Origin of the sequence: Vogesella sp. (assembly GCF_046297735.1) — a bacterium.
GTDB classification, from domain to species: Bacteria; Pseudomonadota; Gammaproteobacteria; order Burkholderiales; family Chromobacteriaceae; genus Vogesella; species Vogesella urethralis.
Genome location: NZ_JBKBHK010000005.1, coordinates 1 through 14,611, shown reverse-complemented (window position 1 = coordinate 14,611; position 14,611 = coordinate 1). Strand labels below are relative to the sequence as shown.

Genomic DNA, 14,611 nt, shown 5'->3' with positions numbered 1-14,611 from the left:
CAGGGCGGCTGCTTGCAGCGCGCCCTGAATTCATCCTAGACCAGGGTAGGGAAATTGCGAGGCTTAAATACGGCCGCCGCGGCAGGCTGCCGCCATGAAAAAAGCCTGCAGGCGTTGCCGGCAGGCTTGGTGTGGGGAGCGGGGGGATCAGGGGCGCGGCAGGGTAACGCCAACCTGGCCCATGTATTTGCCGGCGCGGTCCTTGTACGACACGTCGCAGATTTCGTCCGATTCGAAGAACAGCACCTGCGCCACGCCTTCGTTGGCGTAGATTTTGGCCGGCAGCGGCGTGGTGTTGGAAAACTCCAGCGTGACGTAGCCTTCCCATTCCGGTTCGAACGGGGTGACGTTGACGATGATGCCGCAGCGGGCATAGGTGGACTTGCCCAGGCAGACGGTCAGTACCGAGCGCGGAATGCGGAAGTATTCCACGGTACGGGCCAGTGCAAAGCTGTTGGGCGGGATGATGCAGTAGCCCTTGCCGGAGACTTCCACGAAGGAATCGGGGTCGAAGTTTTTCGGGTCGACGATGGTGCTGTTGATATTGGTGAACACCTTGAATTCGTCCGCGCAGCGGATATCGTAGCCGTAGCTGGAGGTGCCGAACGAGATCACCTTTTCGCCGTTCACGTTCTTGACCTGGTCGTATACAAACGGCTCGATCATGCCGTGTTCTTCGGCCATGCGGCGAATCCACTTGTCGGATTTGATGCTCATCTTGTTCGCTTTCGTGCTGATTTTGGCGGATCAACCGGATTTTACTGCCCACACACCGGCGGCGCTACCACCATTCATCGCATCACGCTAGTACGTGGCGCGGCATGGTAGCGGCATGGCGCGTTCGCTTCAGGCAAATGCTTTGCTTGCAAATTGCTTTATTGATTATTTTATTGGTTTTTTGTGCTATCAAGTGGCAAAACAATAGTGATGTTGATAATTTTATTGCGAATAATTCGCAAAAATCCACCATGACAGCATGGCAGGCCTGTACTAGAATCCCCGTATTCGAGACTTCACCGCTTTTACAGGGGCACACATCATGCAAGGCAACCCGAAAATCATCGACCTGCTGAACGAACTGCTGGCAGAAGAGCTGTCCGCCGCCGACCAGTACTTCGTACACGCAGAAATGTACAAGGACTGGGGCCTGAACAAGCTGTTTGCCCGCATCGACCACGAGCGCGAGGACGAGCTGGAACACGCCCGCACCCTCATTGCCCGCATCCTGTTCCTGGGCGGCAAGCCCAACGTGGCCAAGCGCGTGCCGATCGTGATCGGTGACGACGTACCGTCGATGCTCAAAAGCGATCTGGACGTGGAATACCGCGTGGCGGCCGCGCTGAAAGACGTGATCGCTGTCTGTGAGCAGGAGCGCGACTACATCACCCGCGAACAGCTGATGGTGTTGCTGGAAGAAACCGAAAACGATCACGCGCACTGGCTGGAACAGCAGATCAAGCTGATCGATCTGGTGGGCCTGGCCAATTACCAGCAATCGCAAATGGCCGGCGACGCCAGCGCCAGCTAAGCCCGCTTGGCCACCGTATGCGGCCAACCTTGTCCCGTACCCTGCCTGCTGCTGCACGCAGGGTTTTTTATTGCCTTCGATTTGAAATAATTGAAACACACGTCACGCCGCTTTCTGTTAAACCTGATGGCAAAAAACAGGGAGACAACAATGGACGACAGGCATGCCGTGTTGATCGTGGACGACGAGGCCGATATCCGCGACTGGCTGGCCGAGCTGCTGCAGGATTGCGGCTACGCGGTAGTGGGGGCGGCCAACGGCCGCGACATGCAGGCAGCGCTGCAACAGCACAGTTTTGCGCTGGTGGTGCTGGACCTGCGGCTGAAGGGCGAGGACGGCCTGCAGCTGGCGCGCACGCTGCGTGCGCAGTCGGCGGTGCCCATCATCATGATGAGCGGCAAGGGCGACGAAACCGACCGTGTGCTGGGGCTGGAGCTGGCCGCCGACGATTACCTGACCAAGCCGTTTTCCGGCCGCGAATTCCTGGCCCGCGTGCGCGCCGCGCTGCGCCGTGCCACCGAGCTGTCGCTGCCCATGCTGCGCAAGCCGGGCGAAGCGCACGAATGCTACTGTTTTCACGACTGGATTCTGGACACCACCGCGCGCGAGCTGCGCCATAGCAAGGGCGGCGAGCCGTGCGCGCTCACCCAGGGCGAATACGCACTGTTGGCCGCGCTGGTGCGCCACCCGGGCCGCGTCTGGAGCCGCGAGCAGCTGCTGGAGCAAACCCGCGGCCTGGATACCGAAGTGTTCGACCGCACCATCGACGTACTGATCCTGCGCCTGCGCCGCAAGATCGAACCCAACCCGCGCCTGCCGGCGCTGATCTGCACCGAGCGCGGCGCCGGCTACGTGTTTCGCGCCAGCGTCAGCAAGACCCAGCCGGCATGATCCCCACCCTGTTGCAGCAGCTGCGTACCCAGCCCATCCGTGCCCGGCTGCAGGCCGCCTTCGTGCTGCTGTTCGTGCTGATGCTGGTGGTGATCGTGGTCAGCGTCAGCGCCATGCGCAACACGCTGGACACGCTGACCGGTTTTCGCGAGGAAGTGATGCCGGAGCTGGCTCGCGTGCTGGAGCTGGCTGAAAAAGTGTCGCAAATTGCCGCCATTGCGCCGTCGCTGGCCGACAGCTATGCGCCGGAAACGCTGTCGCGCGACATCAACCGGCTGCAGGCGCTGACACGCGAAATCCGCCAGCTGTCGCAAAACCTGCCGCCGGAGGCCGACCGCCAGCTGGCAGTCAGCAGCATGCTGGAAGGCGCCGAGCGCGACCTGTCGCAGTTGCTGCTGCTGTCGGCGCAGCGCCGCCGCAGCCAGCAGATCCTGAACACCTATATGGCGCGGCTGGACGAGCTGGGCGGCAGGTTGGCCGCGCAGCACGCCGCCCAGGCACGGCGTGCCCCCACGCTGATTCCGCTGTGGCAAACGCTGCTGGCGGTGCCGCTGTCGCGCGACCGTGCCCGGCTGGGCGAGCTGGAAGCCAGTGCCGAGGCGCTGATGCTGGCCATGGCGCGCCGTGGCGAAAGTGCTCAATTGCCGGACTGGCTGGTGGTAGAGCTGGAGGTGATGGTACAGGCGCCACAAAACCTGTTCGAGCAGCAGCGCGAGCTCACCGAAAGTGGCGAGCGCATTGCCGTGTTGCTGCAGCTGTACCGCAGCAACGCCGAGCACCTCAGCCGCCGTACCGCCAGTTACGTGCAGGCCATCCGCCAGCAGGCGGACGACCGCAGCGGCCAGATGGCTACCGAAATCCGCTCCGGCAGCAGCAGCGCCTTGCTGTTGGCCGCCATTGGCGTGGCGGTGGCCATGCTGGCCGCCGCCTACGTGCGCCGCGTGGCGCAGCGCATGCAGGCCATCTCCAGCGTGATGAGCCGGCTGGCCGGTGGCGATACCGAACAACTGACGCCGGCCACTGAGCAGGCCGACGAAATCGGCGACCTGGCGCGCGCGTTCCAGGTATTCCGCGACAACCTGCTGGAAAAGCAGCGCCTGTCGCACGGTATCGAAGCGCAGCGCCGCCTGCTGCAGACGGTGTTCCGCAGCATGCACGACGGCCTGTCGGTGTACGACGAAGACGGCAAGCTGATGGTGTGGAACCCGCAGTTCCCGGCGCAGCTGGGCATGGTGCCCGATTGCCTGCATAGCGGCATGCCGTACACCGCGCTGCGCGCCGCCATGCCGGCCGGCACCCGCTGGGAAGCGGTGGCCGGCGACACCGTGGCGCGGCCGGACGACAGCCACCGCATCGCCAGCCACGCCGAGCTGCACCTGCCCGGCGGCCGGGTGCTGGAATTCATGAGCCACGCCATGCCGGAAGGCGGCTGGGTGGCGGTATGCCGCGATGTCTCGGCGCGCCGCGCCGCCGAGGCGCAGCTGCAGCAGATGCAGAAAATGGAAGTGCTGGGCCAGCTTACCGGCGGTGTGGCGCACGACTTCAACAATATCCTGATCGCCATCCTGGGCAACCTGGAGCTGCTGGAGCAGCGCGCCGACCTGCCGGCCGAGGCGCGGCAGCGGCTGGAGCGCGCCCAGGCGGCGGCCAACAAGGCGGCGGCGCTGACGCGGCGGTTGCTGGCCTTTGCCCGCCGCCAGCCCTTGTGTACCGAACGGGTGGACGTGGGCGACATGCTGTACGAAATGCTGGACCTGGTGGAATACAGCGTCAGCGACGGCATTCGCGTCAGCGTGGACGCGCCGGAAGGCCTGGTGGTGCAGGTAGACCGCGGCCAACTGGAAAACGCCATCCTCAACCTGGCGCTGAATGCGGCGCAGGCGATGGGCGAGCAGGGCAGCCTGCAACTGCGGGTGGGCCGCATCCAGCGTGACGGCCGCGACTGGGTGGCCATCAATGTGCAGGACGACGGGCCGGGCATTCCGCCCGAGGTGCTGCCACACGTGCTGGAGCCGTTCTTTACCACCAAGGCGCAGGGCAAGGGCAGCGGGTTGGGCTTGTCCATCGTGTACGGTTTCGTGAAGCAGAGCGGCGGCGAGCTGGCCATCCACAGCCGGCAGGGCGAGGGTACCACCGTGTGCATCGAGCTACCGGCCAGCGCCGGCCAGTGCAGCCCGCAAGCCTGCGCCAGTGCGCTGCCAGCAGTACTGCCCGCCCGCCACGTGTTGCTGGTGGAAGACGACGCCGACGTGCGCGACACCGCGCAGCAACAGTTGGCCGCACTGGGTGCCCGCGTCAGCGTGTTTGCCAGCGAGGCGGCGCTGCTGGGCTGGCTGGCGGCCGGCGGCGAGGCCGACCTGGTGCTGTCCGACATCATGCTGGGCGAGGGCGGCGACGGCGTGCGCTTGTACCGTACGCTGCAGGCGGCTTACCCCGCGCTGCCGGTGGTACTCACCTCCGGCCTGCCGCCCGAGCACCACGCCCGCCGCAGCGACTGGCCGGCCGGGGTGGCGTTTCTGGCCAAGCCTTATCGCCGTGACGATCTGGCACGCCTATTGGCCTGGGCACCGCTGGCGCCATGAGCGATGTTGCAATTGTTAATGGCGTCGGCATGGCGATGAAATTGCGCATTAACGTTTCCGCGTTTACATGGCAGGGCGACGGCACGCAGCCGGCCTGTCTGGCCGCTGGCGTGCGGCCAACAACACAACGAGGAGACGCATGATGAAATACAGCCTGATCAGTGCTGCCGTGATGATGACCCTGGCCGCCGGTGCCCAGGCCGCCCCGCTGAAGATTTCCTGCGGTGCCGTGGGCCAGGAGCTGGAACTGTGCAAGCAGTCGGTGGCGGAGTGGAGCAAGAAAACCGGCAACGACGTGCAAGTGGTGTCCACCCCCAACGATTCCAACGAGCGCTTGGCGCTGTACCAGCAGATCCTCGGTAGCGGCTCCGACAAGATCGACGTGTTCCAGATCGACGTGGTGTGGCCCGGCATCCTGGCCAACCATCTGCTGGACCTGAAACCGTACACCAACGGTGCCGAGAAGCAGCACTTCGCCGGCATCGTCAGCAACAACACCATTGGCGGCCGCCTGCTGGCCATGCCGTGGTTTACCGACGCCGGCGTGCTGTACTACCGCAAAGACCTGCTGGAGAAATACAAACAGCCGGTACCCAAGACCTGGGAAGAGCTGACCGCCAGCGCCAAAAAGATCCAGGACGCCGAGCGCGCAGCCGGCAACGACAAGATGTGGGGCTTTGTGTGGCAGGGCCGTGCCTACGAAGGCCTGACTTGCGACGCGCTGGAGTGGGTGGTGAGCTACAAGGGCGGCACCATCATCGACGCCGCCAGCGGCAAACCCACCATCAATAACCCGCAAGCGGTGAAGGCGCTGACCACCGCCGCCGGCTGGGTGGGCACCATCACGCCGAAGGCAGTACTGAACTACGGCGAAGAAGAAGCGCGCGGCGTGTTCCAGGCCGGTAACGCGGTGTTCATGCGCAACTGGCCGTACGCCTGGGCGCTGGCACAAAAGCCGGATAGCGCAGTGAACGGCAAGGTCGGCGTGGTGGCCCTGCCCAAGGGCGGCGCCGATGGCCGCAACGCTGCCACACTGGGCGGCTGGCAGCTGGCAGTGTCCAAGTACTCCAAGAACCAGAAGCTGGCCGCCGAACTGGTGACCTACCTCACCAGCAGCAGCGTGCAGAAAATGCGTGCCATCAACGGTTCCTACAACCCCACCATCGCCGCGCTGTACCGCGACACGGACGTGCTGAAGGCCAACCCGTTCTTTGGCGAGCTGTACAACACTTTCACCAGCGCCGTGGGCCGCCCGTCCTCGGTATCGGCTGCCCGTTACAACCAGGTGAGCAACCAGTTCTGGAATGCCACCCACGACGTGTTGTCCGGCAAGACCGACGCCAAGACCTCGCTGGCGCAGCTGGACGCCCAGCTGAAGCGCCTGGCACCGCAAGGTTTCAGCGCCGCCAAGTAAGCCCCTGCCTGTCCTGACCGGGGCAGCCCGGTTGCGGCCAACCTTGGCCGTAGCCGGTGCCTGCCTCGCGGAGAACCCTATGTCTAGCCCAACCCTGACTGCCACCTTGCCGGCGGGCGGTGCCTTGTCGTCGCTGCAGCGTAGCCGGCAGCGCATGGCCTGGCTGCTGGTGTTGCCCAGCCTGCTGGTGCTGCTGGCCATCGCCGGCCTGCCGCTGGCGCGTACTTTTTTCATGAGCCTGACCGATGCCCAGTTGTCCGACCTGTCGGCGCGGCAGTTTGTCGGCCTGGCCAACTACATCGGCGACACTGGCGTATTGGCCGACCCGCAATGGTGGGAGGCGGTGCGCAACACGCTGTGGTTTGCGCTGCTGTCGGTATCGCTGGAAACGGTGTTCGGCCTGGGCGTGGCGCTGATGCTGAACCATCCGTCGCCGCTGAAGGCACTGCTGCGCGCCGCCGTGCTGGTGCCGTGGGCCATCCCCACCGTGGTGTCGGCCAAGATGTGGACCTGGATGCTGCACGACCAGTTTGGCGTCATCAACGCCATGCTGCTGTCGGCCGGCCTGATCGACGCGCCGCTGGCGTGGACCGCCGACCCCGACCTGGCCTTTACCACCATCGTGCTGGTGGACGTGTGGAAGACCACGCCGTTCATGGCGCTGCTGATCCTGGCCGCGTTGCAGATGGTGCCGGGCGATTGCTACGAAGCGGCGCGCGTGGACGGCGTGCCTACCTGGTCGGTGTTCGTCAACATCACGCTGCCGCTGATCACGCCGGCGGTGCTGGTGGCGATGATCTTCCGCACGCTGGACGCGCTGCGCGTGTTCGACCTGATCTACGTGATGACGTCCAACAGCCGCAGCACCAAGAGCATGTCGGTGTACGTGCGTGAGCAGCTGATCGACTTCCAGCTGGCCGGCTACGGCTCGGCCGCCGCCACGCTGCTGTTCCTGCTGATTGCGCTGATCACCCTGTGTTACATGGCGCTGGCGCGCCGCCGCATGGAGGGCTACTAAGATGCTGCCCAAACGTTTGCAGGCCACCGACCTGGCCTATTACCTGTTGCTGCCGCTGGTGCTGGCGTTTTCGCTGTACCCGTTTGCCTACGCTGTGGCCAGCTCGTTCAAGCAGGGCAGTGCGCTGTTCTCCAGCGATTTCTGGCCCAAAGTGTGGAGTGCGGCCAACTACGTGGCGGTGTTCGCCGAGCAGCCGTTCGGCCAGAACCTGCTGAACTCGGTGCTGGTAGCGGGCGGCGTGGTGCTGCTATCGCTCACCGTGTCGCTGCTGGCGGCCTACGCGCTGGGGCGGGTGCAGTTCCGTGGCCGCGGCGTGCTGATGATGACCATCCTGGGCGTGTCGATGTTTCCGCAGGTGGCCATCCTGTCCGGCCTGTTCGAGCTGATCTCGTGGCTGGGCCTGTACGACAGCCTGTGGGCGCTGGTGCTGTCCGACCTGATCTTCACGCTGCCGTTTACGGTGTGGGTGCTGGTGACCTTCATGCGCGAGCTGCCGCGAGAGCTGGAAGAGGCGGCGCTGATGGACGGCGCCGGCGTGCTGACGGTGATCTTCCGCATCTTCCTGCCGCTGCTGTGGCCGGCGGTGGCGGCCACCTCGCTGCTGGCCTTCATCGCAGCGTGGAACGAGTTTTTGTTTGCACTCACCTTCACGCTGTCCGGCGAGCAGCGCACGGTGCCGGTAGCCATTGCGCTGATCAGTGGTGCCAGCAGCTACGAACTGCCGTGGGGCAACATCATGGCCGCCTCGGTGATTGTTACCGTGCCGCTGATTGTGCTGGTGCTGATATTCCAGCGCCAGATCGTGTCGGGCCTGACCGCGGGTGCGGTAAAAGGCTGATGTGATTTCGCCATACAACGCCTGTGTACTTCCAGGGAAACAATATTGCCTGATCGCCGGCACGAAATAGTCCACCGCCGGATAGACATAACATGATGCAACGCCTCATGGTACAGCGGGTGTTATTTCGTGCTTTTCGTGATTTTCGTGGCTAAGGAATAAAAGCATGCAAAAGAATCAACACTGGTGGCAAAACACCGTGATTTACCAGATTTACCCGCGCAGTTATCAGGATAGTAATGGCGACGGTATCGGCGATTTGCCGGGTATTACCTGCCGCCTGCCGCATATTGCGCAACTGGGCGCCGAGGCGATCTGGATTTCCCCATTTTTTACTTCGCCGATGGCCGATTTCGGTTACGACGTTTCCGATTATTGCAACGTAGACCCGATGTTCGGCACGCTGGACGATTTCCGCGCCCTGGTTGGCCGCGCCCACGAACTGGGGCTGAAAGTACTGATCGACCTGGTGCTCAGCCATACCTCCGACCAGCACCCGTGGTTTGCCGAAAGCCGCGCCAGCCGCGACAACGCCCGCGCCGACTGGTACGTGTGGGCCGACCCGCGCGCCGACGGCACGCCGCCCAATAACTGGCTGAGCATTTTTGGTGGCAGCGCCTGGCAGTGGGACGCCCGCCGCGGCCAGTACTACCTGCACAACTTCCTCACCAGCCAGCCGGACCTCAACTTCCACCAGCCGGCGGTGCAGGACGCGGTACTGGACGTGGCGCGCTTCTGGCTGCAGCTGGGCGTGGACGGCTTCCGGCTGGATACCGTCAACTTCTACACCCACGACGCGCAGCTGCGCGACAACCCGCCACAGCCGGCCGGCAGCTACGCCGGCGGCGTGCCGCGTAGCAACCCGTACGCCTTCCAGCGCCATCTGTACGACAAGACGCAGCCGGAAAACCTGGCTTTCATCCGCCGCCTGCGCCGCCTGTGCGACGAATTCGGCGCCATTACCGTGGGCGAGATCGGCGACGATTTGCAGTACCAGACGCTACGCGACTACACCGCCGGTAGCGATCTGCTGCACATGGCCTACGTGTTCACGCTGCTGACCGAAGAATGCCACCCGCGCTACCTGCACCGCGTGCTGCAGGAGTACGTGGCCGAGGCCGGTAACGCCACCGTGTGCTGGGCACTGTCCAACCACGACAACATCCGCGTGGTCAGCCGCTGGGCGGCGCTGGGCGGCAGTGAGGCGGCGCGCGCCCGTGTATTCGCCATGCTGCTGCTGGCGCTGCCGGGGCCGGTGTGCCTTTACCAGGGCGAGGAGCTGGGCTGGCCGGAAGCCGAAATCCGCTACGAAGAGCTGCAAGACCCGTACGCCAAGGTGCTGTGGCCCGAGTTCAAGGGCCGCGACGGCTGCCGCACGCCGATGGCGTGGGACGATAGCGCCGACGGCGGCTTCGGCAGTACGCAGCCGTGGCTGCCGCTGTGGCCGGCGCACCGTGCTGCGGCGGTGGCACAGCAAGCCGCACAGGCGGGCAGCACGCTGGCGTTCTGGCAGCAGCTGCTGGCCTGGCGCCGTCAGCAACCGGCCCTGCACGGTGGCGACTTTGTGCTGGACGCAGCCGACGACAGCCTGCTGCGCTTTGGCCGCCGCGCTGATAGCCAGCAGCTGCAGTGCGTGTTCAACCTGGGAAGTACCGCGGCCAACCTGCCGCTGCCGGCAGGCGCCCGCGTACTGTTGCATAGCGACGGTGGCCAGGCTGCCGGACAAGTCATCGAACTGGCGCCGATGTCGGCTGCCTTCATCCAGCTGGCCGTGGAGGGCTGATCATGAGCGAAATCCGACTGCAGGGCATTCAAAAGCGCTTTGGTGGCAACCCCATCCTGGCCGACATCAACCTCACCATCGCGCCGGGCGAGTTCTGCGTGTTCATCGGCCCGTCCGGCTGCGGTAAATCCACGCTGCTGCGGCTGATCGCCGGCCTGGACGACGCCAGCGGCGGCGAGCTGTATATCGACGGCCGCTGTGTCAACGAGGTACCGCCGGCGCAGCGTGACGTGGCGATGGTGTTCCAGAGCTACGCGCTGTACCCGCATATGACGGTGTACGACAACATGGCCTTCGGCCTGCGCCACCTGAAGCTGGGTAAGACCGAGATCGAGCGCCGCGTGCGCAGCGCCGCCGAGTCGCTGCACCTTACTGCGCTGCTGGACCGTAAGCCGGGCGCGCTGTCCGGCGGCCAGCGCCAGCGCGTGGCGATTGGCCGCGCCATCGTGCGTCAGCCCAAGGTGTTTCTGTTTGACGAGCCGCTGTCCAACCTGGACGCCTCGCTGCGCGTGAAAACCCGGGTGGAGATCGCCCGCCTGCACCGCGAGCTGGGCCGCGCCAGCATGGTGTATGTGACGCACGACCAGGTAGAAGCGATGACGCTGGCCGACAAGATCGTGCTGCTGAAGCCGCTGGCCGGGCAGGAGGGTATGCCCAGCATTGCGCAAGTGGGCCACCCGCTGGAGCTGTACCACCACCCGAAAAACCGTTTTGTGGCCGGCTTTATCGGCTCGCCGGGGATGAACTTTTTCCCGGCCGAGGTCAGCATGGCGCGCAGCGACGGCCTGCAGTGCCAGGCGGGTACCGCCACCTTGCTGGCGGCGGTGAACGCCGCCGGCCAGCTGGCGGGCAGTATGGTGACGCTGGGCGTGCGCCCCGAACACGTGCAGGTAGGCGAGGGCAGCCTGCTTGGCCGTATCACCCACCTGGAGCACCTGGGCGAGCACAGCTATGCCTACCTGGACACCGACCTGTCGCCGGCGCCGCTGGTGGTGAAGCTGGCCGGCGCCAGCGCCGCCATCGGCGACAGCCTGCGTTTTGCCCTGCCGGCAGAGCGTGTGCACGTGTTCGACGCCGCCGATGAGGCGCTGCCAAGGTTGGCCGCCAGCCTGGCTGCGGCTTAGCAGCCCCAGCGGGAGCGCGAATAAAGGCACCGGTAGGTGCCTTTATTTATTTGTGTATTATTTCAATTATTAATGGCAGGTTTTATTTGTGAATAATGTTTTGTTGCTGGTAACCAATTGCTTGCTGAAAATGGCTCGTTTTGTTTTGTAATTGATTGGCTACATGTTGGCCACCGTTTTAAATAAGTCTACCGGCACGCGCTGGAAAATAAACACAAACGGAGACAAGCATGAACCAGAAACACATTGCCCTGCTGATCGCTGGCACCCTGATGGCCGGCCACGCTTTTGCCCTGGATGGCGATATCAAATTCACCGGCAAGGTGGAAGTCGGTATGGCGTCCAAAAAAGAGAACGGTATCAGTAACCGTGCGGTAGAAGACGGCGGTTCCGAATTGAATGTGGTTGGCAGTGCTGATATTGGCAATGGCCTGAAAGCGCTGCTGCAAGTAAATACCGACATCAAACTGGATAATAATAAAGGCACCGACCACTTTGCCAATGGCGATACTTTTGTCGGCCTGCAGGGCGAGTTTGGTACCGTGAAACTGGGCCGTGGCATCAATGCCTACGGTGACGGCTACTTCAAAGCCAACCTGTACGCCTACGACGTGGGCCCGGACCGCGGCGACATCGCCAGCGGCGGGGGCAATGCACGCGGTGCCTTCAAATACGAAGCGCCGAACCTGAATGGCCTGGCGCTGTCGTTCAGCTACTCGCCGGGTGAAGACAAGACCACCACCCAGCAGCGCGCCACCGACGCCTGGGCCGCCAGCGGTACCTACGAGCAAGGCTTGTTTGGCGCCCGCCTGTCGTTTGGCCAGCAAAAAGTGGCAGCCGGCGGTACGCTGAAGGACACGCTGCTGGCATTCAAGGTAGTGCCGGCGACCGGCCTGACGCTGGCGACCGAGTTCAACAATTCCAAGAATGTCAGCGGCCCGACGCAAAAGAGCGTGGGCGTGTACGCCGAGTACAAGCCGCAGCGCCTGGGCGTGCGTGCCGGTTATATCAATACCAAGGACTACGGCTACGCCAACGGTGGCAAGCACAAGGTGAGTCTGCTGGGCGCCGACTACGATCTGTCGGGCAAGGAAAGCCGCTTCCAGACCAGCCTGTTCGTCGAGTACAAGTCCGACAAGAAGAACAACAAGCAGCGTGACAATTACCTGTTTGGCGGGGTGCACATCGGCTTCTGATGCTGCTGTGCATGGCAGCGCACGCTGCCGGTTCCGGATGAGGTCTTTGCCTGCCGCTCTGCGGCAGGTTTTTTTCATGCAGGAGACGCAATGACACAGCCCTTAGCAGCCTTGCTCTGTTTTGGCGAGGCTTTGACCGACATGATCATCCAGCCCGACGGGCGCTGGCTGTCGCGCCCCGGTGGCGCGCCGTGGAACGTGGCGCGCATTCTGGCCGGCTGGGGGTTGTCGGCGGCGTTTGCCGGCGCCATCAGCCGCGACTGTTTTGGCGATGCCTTGCTGGCGGCCAGCCGCGACGCCGGGCTGGATGTGCGCTATCTGCAGCAGGTGGCGGCCTCGCCGTTGCTGGCGATGGTGTACAGCACGCAGCCGCCGAAATACTTTTTTGTTGGCGACCGTAGTGCTGACTTGCACTTCGATGCAGCCAAGCTGCCGCCGGGTTGGCCGCAGGCGGCGCGCTGGGCGCTGTTTGGCGGCATCAGCCTGGCGCGCGCCCCGTTGGCCGGCCATTTGCTGGCGCAGGCGCGGCAATTGAAAGCCGCAGGCGTACGCATCGCGTATGACCCCAATTTCCGCGTGGCGATGGACGCCGGCTACGACGACATGCTGCGCCAGATGGTGGCGCTGGCCGACGTGGTGAAAGTATCGGACGAAGACCTGGCCGGTCTGTTCCGCCACGACGATCAGGCCGCCGCGCTGGCCACCTTGCGGCAATGGAACCCGCAGGCCTGGGTGCTGTACACCCGTGGTGCCGCCGGCGCGCAGTTGTATGTGGAAGACGCGGTCTGGCAGCTGGCGCCGCCTGCCGTGCCGGTTGTGGATACGGTAGGGGCGGGGGACGCCAGCATGGCCGGCTTGCTGGCTAGCCTGTGGCAGGCACCGCAGGCGACGCCGGCGCAGCATCTGGCCGCCGCCGTGGCCAGCGGCAGTGCGGCTTGCGGCGTGGCGGGGGCGGCGATTCCGCCGCAGGCAACGGTGGCTGGCTTGCAGGCAGATTTGCTGCCGGCGGTGCAACAGTCACGCTAGGGTGGACCGCCAAACGACAAGGCCGCCCTTTGGGCTAATGCCAGTCAGTTAACACTGACTGGCGTTTTTTGGTTAGGGGTTTGTTGCGTTGAAGTAGGCTAGTGTGTCCGCTCTGCGGACGATGATTAGATGCCGGTTCCGCCCGGCAGACGGGAAAGGGGGCGGATTGCCGCCCCCTTTTCATTCCCCCGCAACCCGGGGCTGCTCGAAACCCCGTTCAAAATGGCACGCCCCAGGCACCGCCGAACTCGCCCCTCGCTAACGGCTCGGGGCTCACACAAATCGGCGTCTTAAAACCTGGGGCGCACCATTTTGACCGGCTCGCGCCAACGGGATGGGGCGCTTCACTCACGTCCTGCTACGTGAATACCAAGCACATTCGCCTAACTGACTGGCATTATCCCTTTGGGCGGCCTTGTCGCGTATCACGCAGTGGCGCTTAGTCCAGCTGCGAGGTGCAGCACGGGCAGCGGGTGGCTTTCACCGGAATACTGGACAGACAGTAGCGGCATTCCTTGGTGGTGACCTCTGCCGGGGCCTCGGCCACTTTTTCTTCGCGCTTCAGACGGTTGATGACTTTGACCAGCATGAAGATGGCGAATGCCACGATGGTGAAGCTGACCAGAGCGTTGATGAACAGGCCGATATTCATGGTGACGGCGCCGGCTTCCTTGGCGGCAGCAACGGACGCGTACGGGGCGGCTGCCTTGGCGCCTTCCTTCAGCACGATGAACATATTGGCGAAGTCGACATTGCCGATCAGCAAGCCGATGGGCGGCATGATCACGTCGTCAACTAGCGACTTGACGATGGCGCCGAAGGCGCCGCCAATCACCACGCCCACCGCCAGGTCGATCACGTTGCCGCGCATGGCAAATTCGCGGAATTCTTTCAGTACGGACATGTGTGCCCCCCTTTTGATTTTGTAATGAAGATTAACAAGACGCTTAAGTATCGAACGAAAATCGGAAAAACTGAAGCTTGGCACTCAATTTGATTATGTAGCATGCAAATGCGGCTTTGACTGTTTAGATTTAGCTTAACAACAGCGTCGACCTAGCTGCGCCAGAATGCAAAAACCCCGGCAGGGCCTAATGCCAGTCAGTTAACGCTGACTGGCATTTTTCGTTGGATATTTGTGTGCCCTGTTCTTCACCACTCGCGGGCAATGTCGGTCTGGTCTGCGGGGTGGTAGGACAAACAGACTCGAC

12 protein-coding genes are annotated in these 14,611 nt (G+C 63.6%); 10 read left to right on the top strand and 2 right to left on the bottom strand.

Annotation, left to right across the window (positions count from 1 at the left end):
- Positions 1-147: 147 nt before the first annotated feature.
- A complete protein-coding gene (dcd, locus tag ACK4FZ_RS07520) occupies positions 148-717 on the bottom strand; it encodes a dCTP deaminase (protein ID WP_144372088.1) in 570 nt (189 codons plus the stop codon).
- A gap of 322 nt (positions 718-1,039) precedes the next feature.
- Between dcd and bfr the strand changes: the two genes are divergently transcribed.
- From bfr to ACK4FZ_RS07470, 10 genes are all read left to right on the top strand, one after another.
- Positions 1,040-1,528 carry a bacterioferritin gene (bfr, locus tag ACK4FZ_RS07515; protein WP_409819456.1) on the top strand — a complete coding sequence of 163 codons (489 nt, stop codon included), beginning with the start codon at positions 1,040-1,042 and terminating at the stop codon, positions 1,526-1,528.
- A 150-nt stretch (positions 1,529-1,678) separates the two neighbouring features.
- On the top strand, positions 1,679-2,419 hold the full coding sequence (locus tag ACK4FZ_RS07510; protein WP_144372085.1) for a response regulator: 741 nt from the start codon (positions 1,679-1,681) through the stop codon (positions 2,417-2,419).
- Positions 2,416-5,001 (top strand): ATP-binding protein, encoded by a 2,586-nt coding sequence (locus tag ACK4FZ_RS07505; protein ID WP_409819453.1) that lies wholly within the window; start codon positions 2,416-2,418, stop codon positions 4,999-5,001. The genes ACK4FZ_RS07510 and ACK4FZ_RS07505 overlap by 4 nt, the downstream gene beginning before the upstream one ends.
- A gap of 139 nt (positions 5,002-5,140) precedes the next feature.
- A complete protein-coding gene (locus ACK4FZ_RS07500) occupies positions 5,141-6,415 on the top strand; it encodes an ABC transporter substrate-binding protein (protein WP_409819451.1) in 1,275 nt (424 codons plus the stop codon).
- A 79-nt stretch (positions 6,416-6,494) separates the two neighbouring features.
- Positions 6,495-7,433, top strand: coding sequence for a carbohydrate ABC transporter permease (locus tag ACK4FZ_RS07495; RefSeq protein ID WP_409819449.1), 939 nt, complete (start codon positions 6,495-6,497; stop codon positions 7,431-7,433).
- A gap of 1 nt (position 7,434) precedes the next feature.
- Complete coding sequence (locus ACK4FZ_RS07490; RefSeq protein WP_017508800.1) at positions 7,435-8,271, top strand: carbohydrate ABC transporter permease; 837 nt, start codon at positions 7,435-7,437, stop codon at positions 8,269-8,271.
- Positions 8,272-8,437: 166 nt separating this feature from the next.
- Positions 8,438-10,054 carry an alpha-amylase family glycosyl hydrolase gene (locus ACK4FZ_RS07485; protein ID WP_409819445.1) on the top strand — a complete coding sequence of 539 codons (1,617 nt, stop codon included), beginning with the start codon at positions 8,438-8,440 and terminating at the stop codon, positions 10,052-10,054.
- Positions 10,055-10,056: 2 nt separating this feature from the next.
- Positions 10,057-11,178: an ABC transporter ATP-binding protein gene (locus ACK4FZ_RS07480; protein WP_409819443.1), complete on the top strand. Its 1,122-nt coding sequence runs from the start codon at positions 10,057-10,059 to the stop codon at positions 11,176-11,178.
- A 230-nt stretch (positions 11,179-11,408) separates the two neighbouring features.
- The gene (locus tag ACK4FZ_RS07475; RefSeq protein ID WP_409819441.1) at positions 11,409-12,374 is read left to right on the top strand and encodes a porin; all 966 of its coding nucleotides are present in this window, start codon (positions 11,409-11,411) and stop codon (positions 12,372-12,374) included.
- Between the two features lie 90 nt (positions 12,375-12,464).
- Positions 12,465-13,400: a carbohydrate kinase family protein gene (locus ACK4FZ_RS07470; protein WP_409819439.1), complete on the top strand. Its 936-nt coding sequence runs from the start codon at positions 12,465-12,467 to the stop codon at positions 13,398-13,400.
- 439 nt (positions 13,401-13,839) lie between these two features.
- Here ACK4FZ_RS07470 and mscL read toward each other — a convergent pair whose 3' ends face one another.
- Positions 13,840-14,304, bottom strand: coding sequence for a large-conductance mechanosensitive channel protein MscL (gene mscL / locus ACK4FZ_RS07465; RefSeq protein ID WP_409819437.1), 465 nt, complete (start codon positions 14,302-14,304; stop codon positions 13,840-13,842).
- Between the last annotated feature and the right edge of the window lie 307 nt (positions 14,305-14,611).